This window comes from Bacillus cereus group sp. BfR-BA-01382 (genome assembly GCF_022663475.1).
Lineage (GTDB): Bacteria > Bacillota > Bacilli > Bacillales > Bacillaceae_G > Bacillus_A > Bacillus_A thuringiensis_S.
The window spans coordinates 48,637-58,606 of record NZ_JAKUFQ010000028.1 but is presented as its reverse complement, the minus strand read 5'-3'; the positions used below and the strand labels follow the sequence as shown (position 1 = coordinate 58,606).

Sequence of the window (9,970 nt, the reverse complement as noted above, 5' to 3'; positions counted from 1 at the left end):
TACATATTTCTTTCGCCCTTTTACCTTTACTCTCATAACTGGATAAAAAGCTTTTATATCTAAATAACTTCCTACATTCATACAACGTAGCCATTCTACATTACGTTTATTACATACAAGCATTTCTTTCACCGCTTCGTATACCGCAGTTTCATCAAGCACAGCCTTATTTACTTTTCGGTTCCCTTCTTCTTCAATAGCTGCACACTTTTGATAAACAGCGGCACACGTAATACAATCGTCAAATGCATTATGAGAACTTAAACGAATGCCAAGCATTCGCTTTAACGTTTCAAGTTTATGATTAGGCGCATGCTTCATGTATTTCTTCGCTAAAAATACAGTATCAATTACTTTATTTTTAGGTTCAGGTAGCCCTAGCATATTTACATTACTTTTCAAAAAGCGCATATCAAAAGAAGCATTATGGGCCACAATAACATTTGTATGTAAAAATGCTAAAAATAAAGGTAACACTTCTTCAATCGTCGGTGCATCTGAAACGCGATAATTAGTAATACCTGTTAAACTCGTTATTCGGTCCGGAATTGGCCGCTCTGGATTCACGTATGAAACAAATTGATCTACTAATTCATGATTACGATATTTCACTGCTGCAACTTGAATAATTTTATCATTATAAGGGTTAAATCCTGTTGTTTCAAAATCAATTACAACATAATCTAACGGTAAGGATACATTCCCCACTCCATACACTCCTTTATCTCTAAACGTTTATATTTCTTACATCATATCATGAAGTTATTACTACTTGAAAAAGAAAAGGCAGAAATGGGAACTCTCCACCTCTACCTTTTCACCATTATTTTAATTTAGCAACTCTTTTCTCCATCTCTTTTTGCGTCATCGGCCCAATAAACTTATCTTGAATGACACCTTTTGTATCTATAAAATACGAAGTTGGAATCGTAATTACTTTATACGCTGTTGTCACATCAATGTTCTTGTCCAATAAAATAGGAAAAGTAATTCCTTTTTCTTTAACAAAATTGCTTACCTTTTCTACTCCCCCACCTTTTTCTGAAGGCGTATAATTTATTGCTAAAATTTCTACGTTCTCTTTATGTTCTTTATAGAAAGCTTCCATATCCGGCATTTCTTGCTGACATGGTCCACACCACGTTGCCCAAAAGTTTAAAATCACTTTCTTTCCTTTTAAATCCGATAACTTTACATTCGTTCCATCTAACTTCGTTAATTCAAAGTTTGGCGCACTCTTCCCTATTTCGATACCATTACTTGCAATCATCTCTTTCATAGCAGCTTCACTTTTTTCTTGCTCCCCTTGTACCGCCTGATCTTTTTTACCAAATTGTTCATAAGCTGCATATCCCGCTAAACAAAGTAACACTACAATAATCGTAAGCTTCCGCCACATTTTATATCACCCTAACGTATTTATCTTCTTATTAACCTAATTACCCAAATACTATATACCTTATTTTAGCTTATACGGACGAGCTTGGAAATATTCACAGTCGAAATAATTAGAATATTCTTATTTAAAGTGAAATTTTTTCCTTTTTATCATATAATTAGAAAAATAAATGAAGTGTTGCTTATCTTCTTATGGACCCATTCACCTTTTTACTCTCGTAGTTATAAACCTACAACAAAAGGGGGATTTTTTATGAATTCATTCGAAAAAACAACATTATATATTCTTAGTTTTCTTTTATACCCAGTCGGTATTATTACATGGATCATTTCACTCTTTAGTAAAGACCTTAAAAAAAAGAAAGTAGGGCGTATTTGTCTCTACGTCTCTCTAGTCTCATTCGTCCTTTTCTTAATTCTTGGAATTGCCACTTTCCTTACGACCGCTACCTTTAACGTTGATCTGAATCATTCAGAATCTATCGAGTATCAAATAAATGATGCTGAATAAAGATAAGAGCAGTACTCTTATCTTTATTCACATCACTTGCAAAACGAATGACTATTTATTAATTTTTTAGGACTTCCACATGCAACAATACGTCCTTCTTTCATTATGACAACACGATCTGCTAGTATCGCTTTCTCTACATCATGTGTTGCCACAATTCTCGTGACCTCTCTTCCTAATCCTTCTATCATATTCCAAATAGTTTCTTGGTTGCTCGGATCTAATCCCGCAGTTGGTTCATCTAAAATAATAAGATTCGGATTTGAAACAATGGCACGTAATAATGCAAGACGTTTTCTTTCCCCCCCCGAAAACTCTTCACCGCTTTTATGTAGTACAGTTTGAAGCCCTTCCGATAAACCTCTAATTATCGGCTTCACATTTACAAGCTCAATATTTTTTTCTAACTGATTTTCTAAACCCTCTTCCTCGAAATACATATTCTCTTTTACTGTCGTCCGAAAGAAACGAGGTTCTTGCCACACTGTAGTCATACGAGCCTCATCACCATAATAAACAATGTTACCATTAGATGGTTTATACAACCCTGTCATTAATTTTAAAAGCGTTGTTTTTCCTGCGCCACTATCTCCTACAATAATAACGAGTTCACCTGGATTAATTTGCAAATCAATATTATGAATTCTGCATTTCTCTTCATCATTCTCCTGAAATGAAACATTTGTTACTGTCATCCCCATCGCTCTTTCTACCTTACTATCTGCCACTCGTTTATCTAAAAAGGAAAAAATTCTATTTGCCGAAGCGACTGCAACTTGTGTCATCATTAATAAATCGCCAACGTAACGGACTGGAAAAAAGAGCATTTCAATTGTGGCTAACACGGCAACAATTGAGCCAACTTCCATTTCTCCCTTCATTATTTTTTGCGCGCCTATAATGAGAACAACGATATATGCCCCTGTTTCAATCACTGTTCCAACTACTCCAATGCAGTGTTGCATCATCGTCTTCTTTACTTCCGATTTATAAGATTGTGCCGTTACTCCTTTAAATAAGCGAATAGCCCATTTTTCTTTTTGTAAACTACGTAAATCTTGTATACCCTTTACAAACTGTGACACCATCTCTACAACACTCGATTGATTTTTTTGAGCAACGCTTGCAATATCTCTTACCTTTTTTCCCATCAGTATTGGAACAATTGTACTTAAAAATAAAAACGGAGTTACCCACAATATAAACTGTATATCTATATGTTGTAGTGCTATGAAAGCTCCAATAAATTGGGCAATAGCGTGTATATACTCTATTAATATAAAGCCATATAATCTGATCCAGTTCGGAATATCAGATACGACCCAAGTTTCTAACTCCCCTTGCTTGATCTTCTCACTCTCTTCAAACGGTAATGAGAAATAGTGACGCAATAATTCTATACGTTTCGTTTGTAATATACGTTGACTCGCTTTTGAACTTATATAATCAAATAAAAGATTGTTCGTCCACATTAAAAAGCGAATACCCGCAAACAAAGCTATATATAAATACGCACCTTTTAGCTCCCTTTGAATAAGATTGTCTACAATTAATCCCATGAAAATTGGGCGTGATAAATTTAAAATGGCAGCAATTATCCCACTACATACAGCTGCCATTACTAATATTTTCTCTTTTCGTAACGGCCACAATATTCTTTTATATTCTTTCATGACGTTCCCTCCACTTTTCGTAGTAAAAAGAAAGGGATGAAACCATATGGTTTCATCCCTTTCCATAAAATAAGGAAGCTAACTATTGTTAGCTTCCTTATTTTTCATTTCAATTATTTAGTTTGACACTTTTGACTCTTCGATTTTCTCACGAAGAACCATTTGCAGAATACCACCGTGACGGTAGTAGTCAATTTCTACTTCACTATCGAAACGAGCTACTACTTCAAATTGTTTTTCGTTGCCATCTAAATCAGTTGCAACTACTTTTACAAGATCGCGCGGTCTAACTGTTTTGTCAATTTGAATTTCAAATGACTCGTTACCAACAAGACCTAACGTTTCAGCACTTTCGCCATCTTTAAATTGAAGTGGTAATACACCCATTAATACTAAGTTACTGCGGTGAATACGTTCGAAGCTTTCTGCGATTACTGCTTTAATACCTAATAAGTTAGTACCTTTCGCAGCCCAGTCACGAGAACTTCCCATACCGTAATCTTTACCAGCAACAACTAGAAGACCTGTTCCATCTTCTTTATATTTCATAGCAGCATCATAGATTGATGTTACTTCACCAGTTGGCCAATATGTTGTATATCCACCTTCTGTTCCTGGTGCGATTTGGTTTTTAATACGGATGTTTGCAAATGTACCACGCATCATAACTTCATGGTTACCACGACGAGAACCGTAAGAGTTAAAGTCAACTGGTTGTACGCCGTTTTCTAATAAATAGCGTCCAGCTGGTGTGTGCTTACCAATTGAACCTGCTGGTGAAATATGGTCTGTTGTTACAGAATCACCAAATTTACCAACTATGCGTAAACCTGATAACGTTTCAACTTCACCTGGCTCTTTAGATAAACCTTCAAAGAATGGTGGGTTTTGAATGTATGTTGAATCATTATCCCAAGTATATAAAGCTTCGTTTGAAGTTTGGATTTCATTCCAACGCTCATTGCTGTTAAATACTTGTGCATATTCTTTCTTGAACAATTCAGATGTAACAACGCTTTGAACTACATCTTCAATTTCTTTAGCTGATGGCCAAATATCATTGAAGTAAACAGCATTGCCATTTGCATCTTTACCGATTTCATCATTTTTCAGGTCAATATCAACAGTACCTGCAAGTGCATATGCCACAACAAGTGGTGGTGATGCTAAGTAGTTTGCTTTTACAAGAGGATGAATACGACCTTCAAAGTTACGGTTACCAGATAAAACAGATGTTACTAGTAAGTCGTTTGCTGCGATTGATTCTTCTAATTCTGGCGCTAATGGACCAGAGTTACCGATACAAGTCGTACAACCGTAACCAACTGTTTGGAAACCTAATTGATCTAAATATGTTGTTAAACCGGATTTATCTAAGTACTCAGTAACAACTTTAGATCCTGGTGCTAATGATGTTTTTACGTACTCAGGTACTACAAGTCCTTTTTCAATTGCTTTCTTCGCAACTAGACCTGCTCCAATTAATACGTATGGGTTTGATGTATTTGTACAGCTTGTAATTGCAGCGATTGCAATTGCACCTGTTTTCATCGTTACTTCTTTATCTTCTAATGTAACCTTCACTTCTTTATCGAACTCTTGCTCATTAAATCCAAGTCCTTGTGTTCCAACTGGTGCTAAAACAGCTTTGTGGAACGCATCTTTCATATCTGAAAGTGGAATTAAATCTTGTGGGCGTTTCGGTCCAGAAAGGTTAGATTCGATTGTATTTAAATCAATTTCAACAAGATCAGTGTAGATTGGATCTTTACTATCTGCTGTATAGAATAAACCGTTCGCTTTACAGTATTCTTCAACAATACGAATTTGCTCTTCATCTCTACCTGTTAAACGTAAGTATTCTAATGAAATATCATCGATTGGGAAGAATCCACAAGTTGCGCCGTATTCTGGTGCCATATTTGAAATTGTTGCACGGTCAGCTAAAGGCATACTCTTTAGTCCATTACCGAAGAACTCAACAAATTTACCAACTACACCTTTTTGACGTAATACTTGTGTTACTTTTAATGCAACGTCTGTTGCCGTAGTACCACTTGGAAGTGTGCCAGTTAATTTCACACCGATTACTTCAGGTACTGGGAAGTATGAAGGCTGTCCAAGCATTCCTGCTTCTGCTTCAATACCACCAACGCCCCATCCAAGAACGCCGATACCGTTAATCATTGTTGTATGTGAGTCTGTTCCAACTAATGAATCTGGGTATGCAACTAAGTCACCTTCAGCATTTTTCACAGCATGAACAACTGGTGCTAAATATTCAAGGTTTACTTGGTGTACAATGCCTGTAGCTGGTGGAACTGCACGGTAGTTATCAAATGATTTTTGTGCCCAGCTTAAAAATTTATAACGTTCTTCATTACGTTTAAACTCTAAGTCCATGTTGAATGCAAGCGCGTCTGCCGTACCCGCTCTATCAACCTGTACAGAGTGGTCAATTACAAGGTCTACAGTAATTTCAGGATTAATTTTGTCAGGATCCCCACCCATGTCTGCCATTGCTTTACGAAGCGAAGCCAAATCAACAACAGCTGGAACACCAGTGAAATCTTGTAAAATTACACGAGATGGTTTAAATGGAACATCGATATCTTGCACATCTTTCGTTCCCCATTTCGCTAAATTTGTAACATGCTCTTCTGTGATTACACGTCCGTCTACTTGACGAAGTACTGATTCAAGTAAAACTTTCACGGAATATGGTAATTGAGATACGTTGCCAACCCCTGCATTTTCAAGCGCTTTCAAATCATAATAATGATACGTTTTTCCATCTACTTCAAAAGTTGCACGTGATTGAAATGGATTATGTTTGACCATTATGTTTCCCCCCTGTTAAACGTGACTAAGTTGTCTGAATATAAAATGTAGACAAACTTTTCAATACCTTACGATAATATCTTATTACAACTTTCTAAATAAGTAAATAATAAGAAACTTATAGATTATCATAAGTTTTCTTTATGTTTCTAAATTTGAATAGCTTTCATGCTCCTTATGAATACTATTATCATAAAGTAAAGTGCTCTATCAGCGATTTACTTACAGTTCATACATACTATGAACTGCTCATCATTCAACATACAAAAAATGTTATAGAGGTGAAATAAAATGGGTAAAAGAAAAGCAAATCATACTATTTCAGGAATGAATGTTGCATCTGCACAAGGACAAGGAACTGGTTACAATGAAGAATTTGCAAACGAGCCTTTAACTCCAGCAGAGCGACAAAATAATAAGAAACGTAAAAAGAACCAGTAAAGAAAAATCCCAAAAGGTCTATTTTCCTTTTGGGATTTTTTCTAATGTTTATAACGTAGTAATTCCGAAACCGTTACAAATCGATAGCCCTGCTTTTTCAACTCAGGTAAAATTTTTGCTAGCGCTGCTACCGTTTGACTACGATCATTTCCTCCATCATGTAACAATACAATATCGCCACTTTTAGCATTTTTCACTACATGATTTACAATGGATTCAACCCCTGGATCTGCCCAATCACGTGGATCTTGATGCCATGACCATAGAACAGTTTGATAACCAGCTTCTTTCGCTGTTTTAAATACAGCATCGTTAATATATCCACCAGGAGGACGGAATAGCAAAGGTTCTTTCACCCATTTTTCAAAAAATTTCTTTCCATCTAAAATATCATTTTCTAATTTTTCATCTGACGAATTACTCGCATACAAATGATTCATCGTATGATTTCCAATTTCATGTCCCTCTTTTAACACTTGGTTCACTAAATATGGATTGCGCTGAACTCGAAATCCAATCATAAAAAATGTCGCTTCAGCCTTATATTGACGTAATAAATCTAAAACTTGCGGTGTATATGTTGGATCTGGCCCATCATCAAATGTAATTGCAATAATTTTTTCATTATTAGGTACTTCCCATGTTACATAACCAGTTGGTTCTAACTCTTTTCTGAGCAACATTTTCGCTTCCACTTTTTCCACTTGAAATATATGTACTGCGCATAATAAAGAAAAAACTATTAAAAGAATTTTCTGTTTTAACATAACGTTCACTAAAGCAGCAAGGTTGTCGAATAGACAACAACCTCATTTACTTTTCTAATTGATCTACATTTCGCATTATATTTTGGAGATTATTTTCATATTGCTCAAGTTGTGGACGTTGTGTTTCTGAAGCTACCTCTAGTGCATTTTGAATTTGTTCATATGCTTCCTGAACCTCTTGGCGTAACTCTTTTAAATCATGACCATAGTTAGGGTCATTCTTCACAATATTATTAAATGCATTCTCTGCTTGTGTAACTCCTTGCTGTGCCGCTTGAAAGGCTTGTTGCTTATCTTTATGATATGGCATTATATAATCCCCTTTCTATAATAGTTAGTCCCCTTTATCTTTACCTTTTTTTCTAAAAACATTCTTGTATAAAATCGTCAACTTCTCTCATTCTAAAAAGAAAGAGGAGGTGTCACATATAATGAGTAAAAACAATCGTGAATCTAAAGAAAAAAAAGGACAACCTGAGCCATTAAGCGGATCTCATAAAGTAAAAAACCGTAACCATTCACGCCAAAAAAAACATGCACATCATGATATGTAATAAAAAATATTCACATACCGTGCACATTCAACATAAAATGTTTGTATTTCATCATTTATTCTTCACCTCTGTTTCATTCATGCATAACATGATATGAATTGATATTTTACGGAGGGTGTCTTACATGGGCAAGAAAAAGAAGAATTGTCTTTTTCATGTTGATGGTTTCGAAGAATGGATGGATCAATTTTGTTCCGATTCTTATAGTAACTTTAGCTTTCCAAATCAAATTCACATCGACCTTTGCGAAACCGAAGAAGAATATATTTTGGAAACAGATGTACAAAATGTCACTGAACAAAATGTACTCATTAAAAAGTTAGAGACAGGCCTAGCTATATGCATACTTCATAAAAACATTTCCTTACAACGAACAATCCCTTTACCTACTACTATCATTTATAAAAAGATGCTAGCCTGCTTAGAAAACGGATTTTTAGCCATTCATATTTCCAAAAATGAAGTTGCTGATAAGCATGAAAAAAAAGTTCTTTTTTCAAATTAAGAGTTAATATAATATAAACTAAGCCCCAGTTGGTTACTGGGGCTTATGTTATTTCGCATGCATTTCTATATTAGAATTTGCATCATATCTTTTTTTCGATAAACCTTTTGTAACTAAAAGCACAGGAAATGCCACAGTTGAAAATATAGCTAGTGCTGAAAATACTACAAACCCATTTTGGTAGCCGTAGTAGTCGAGAAGTACTCCTCCAAACCACGGACCTATTACTGCTCCAATTCCCGAAAAGCCCATCGCACCGAAGTATGTTCCTTTTAGATGCGCAATAGCAATATCATCAATAAATACATCCGTCATCGAAAACATTAAGACTTCTCCAATTGTAAAAATAATTGTACAAACGGCAGCACTTAGCATAGATTCTACTATTCCAAAGCCAAATAATCCTCCGCTTACAAATAAAGTCCCCACCATAATTGATGTTAACGGTGTATACTTTTTGCACATTTGAATAACAGGGTATTGGATAATCACTACAACAATCGCATTTAAAGCTAACATATATGAAAATAATTTCACTCCATCCTGAAATATATGTGCATTTGCAAAATATTGAGATACTGTTGTCGTTAAGTGAGAAAAACCACAATTACTCAAAATAATACCGACTAAAGCAACTAAAAATACGACATCCTTTCGCAAAATGCGAATTGCATTTAACATTGTGACAGGTTTTTCTGTATTTATTTTCTTTTTTTCAATTGGATACTTCTTAAATTGGAATGCTAATATAGCTGTATATAGAATGTACACTCCAGCTGCTACTAAAAAAGGAATTGTAGATTTTGCGCTTCCAATCTGTAATCCGACAAGAGGGCCAATCGCCACTCCAACATTGATTGCACCGTAACGCAAATTATATACGAGTAAACGATACTCTGGTTTCGTTAAATCTGATAATAATGCTCTTGATGTTGGCTCAAAAAACGACCTACATAATCCATTTAAAGCGTTTAATAAAAAGAAACTTAAAACATGATCCGCAAGTGAAAAACCTATAAACACAAAAATCCAAACAATCATGGACCAGAGCATAATCGTTTTCCGGCCAAATCGATCTGATAAAACTAGCAAAAACACCAACAAGTGCACTCGTTCCGATAATAGCACCTGTCATTCCAGCTGATACACCTTTAACAGTCGTTAAATAAATTGCTAAAAAAGGAATGCTCATTGACGTGGCGAACCTCGCAAATAAAGTCCCTATTATAATTGTCATTCCTAACGGATGAATATTTTGTAACTTCCCCTTCATCACTAAA

10 protein-coding genes and 1 pseudogene are annotated in these 9,970 nt (G+C 35.3%); 4 read left to right on the top strand and 7 right to left on the bottom strand.

Annotation, left to right across the window (positions count from 1 at the left end; genetic code table 11):
• Together MR160_RS14070 and MR160_RS14065 are read right to left on the bottom strand one after the other, a co-directional pair.
• The coding region (locus MR160_RS14070) for a 3'-5' exonuclease (RefSeq protein ID WP_242297598.1) at nt 1-708 on the bottom strand (708 nt) is incomplete at its 3' end.
• Nucleotides 709-823: 115 nt separating this feature from the next.
• Nucleotides 824-1,399, bottom strand: coding sequence for a redoxin domain-containing protein (locus MR160_RS14065; RefSeq protein WP_000269061.1), 576 nt, complete (start codon nt 1,397-1,399; stop codon nt 824-826).
• 252 nt (nt 1,400-1,651) lie between these two features.
• Here MR160_RS14065 and MR160_RS14060 point away from each other — a divergent pair, with 252 nt between their 5' ends.
• Nucleotides 1,652-1,909: a hypothetical protein gene (locus MR160_RS14060; RefSeq protein ID WP_001083890.1), complete on the top strand. Its 258-nt coding sequence runs from the start codon at nt 1,652-1,654 to the stop codon at nt 1,907-1,909.
• Between the two features lie 32 nt (nt 1,910-1,941).
• On the opposite strand, the gene MR160_RS14055 is transcribed toward MR160_RS14060, so the two are convergent.
• Nucleotides 1,942-3,582, bottom strand: coding sequence for an ABC transporter ATP-binding protein (locus MR160_RS14055; protein WP_097825796.1), 1,641 nt, complete (start codon nt 3,580-3,582; stop codon nt 1,942-1,944).
• A gap of 117 nt (nt 3,583-3,699) precedes the next feature.
• Nucleotides 3,700-6,423 carry an aconitate hydratase AcnA gene (acnA, locus tag MR160_RS14050; protein ID WP_000238552.1) on the bottom strand — a complete coding sequence of 908 codons (2,724 nt, stop codon included), beginning with the start codon at nt 6,421-6,423 and terminating at the stop codon, nt 3,700-3,702.
• Nucleotides 6,424-6,714: 291 nt separating this feature from the next.
• On the opposite strand from acnA, the gene sspO reads away from it, so the two are divergent.
• A complete protein-coding gene (gene sspO / locus MR160_RS14045; RefSeq protein ID WP_000518060.1) occupies nt 6,715-6,864 on the top strand; it encodes a small acid-soluble spore protein O in 150 nt (49 codons plus the stop codon).
• Between the two features lie 41 nt (nt 6,865-6,905).
• Here the strand turns inward: sspO and pdaB are convergent, their stop codons facing one another.
• Nucleotides 6,906-7,631: a polysaccharide deacetylase family sporulation protein PdaB gene (gene pdaB, locus MR160_RS14040; protein ID WP_000917689.1), complete on the bottom strand. Its 726-nt coding sequence runs from the start codon at nt 7,629-7,631 to the stop codon at nt 6,906-6,908.
• A gap of 46 nt (nt 7,632-7,677) precedes the next feature.
• A complete protein-coding gene (locus MR160_RS14035; protein WP_001146295.1) occupies nt 7,678-7,941 on the bottom strand; it encodes a hypothetical protein in 264 nt (87 codons plus the stop codon).
• Nucleotides 7,942-8,062: 121 nt separating this feature from the next.
• Between MR160_RS14035 and MR160_RS14030 the strand changes: the two genes are divergently transcribed.
• Together MR160_RS14030 and MR160_RS14025 are read left to right on the top strand one after the other, a co-directional pair.
• On the top strand, nt 8,063-8,185 hold the full coding sequence (locus tag MR160_RS14030; protein ID WP_000042142.1) for a small acid-soluble spore protein P: 123 nt from the start codon (nt 8,063-8,065) through the stop codon (nt 8,183-8,185).
• A 124-nt stretch (nt 8,186-8,309) separates the two neighbouring features.
• On the top strand, nt 8,310-8,690 hold the full coding sequence (locus MR160_RS14025) for an Hsp20/alpha crystallin family protein (protein ID WP_000516758.1): 381 nt from the start codon (nt 8,310-8,312) through the stop codon (nt 8,688-8,690).
• Between the two features lie 48 nt (nt 8,691-8,738).
• Here MR160_RS14025 and MR160_RS14020 read toward each other — a convergent pair.
• A pseudogene (locus MR160_RS14020) lies at nt 8,739-9,963 on the bottom strand (MDR family MFS transporter).
• Nucleotides 9,964-9,970 lie beyond the last annotated feature (7 nt).

Coding starts and splice junctions, on each gene's coding strand:
- MR160_RS14030 (WP_000042142.1), top strand. CDS start 8,063: ATGAGTAAAAACAATCGTGAATCTAAAGAAAAAAAAGGACAACCTGAG.
- pdaB (WP_000917689.1), bottom strand. CDS start 7,631: ATGTTAAAACAGAAAATTCTTTTAATAGTTTTTTCTTTATTATGCGCA.
- MR160_RS14025 (WP_000516758.1), top strand. CDS start 8,310: ATGGGCAAGAAAAAGAAGAATTGTCTTTTTCATGTTGATGGTTTCGAA.
- MR160_RS14060 (WP_001083890.1), top strand. CDS start 1,652: ATGAATTCATTCGAAAAAACAACATTATATATTCTTAGTTTTCTTTTA.
- MR160_RS14055 (WP_097825796.1), bottom strand. CDS start 3,582: ATGAAAGAATATAAAAGAATATTGTGGCCGTTACGAAAAGAGAAAATA.
- acnA (WP_000238552.1), bottom strand. CDS start 6,423: ATGGTCAAACATAATCCATTTCAATCACGTGCAACTTTTGAAGTAGAT.
- MR160_RS14065 (WP_000269061.1), bottom strand. CDS start 1,399: ATGTGGCGGAAGCTTACGATTATTGTAGTGTTACTTTGTTTAGCGGGA.
- MR160_RS14035 (WP_001146295.1), bottom strand. CDS start 7,941: ATGCCATATCATAAAGATAAGCAACAAGCCTTTCAAGCGGCACAGCAA.
- sspO (WP_000518060.1), top strand. CDS start 6,715: ATGGGTAAAAGAAAAGCAAATCATACTATTTCAGGAATGAATGTTGCA.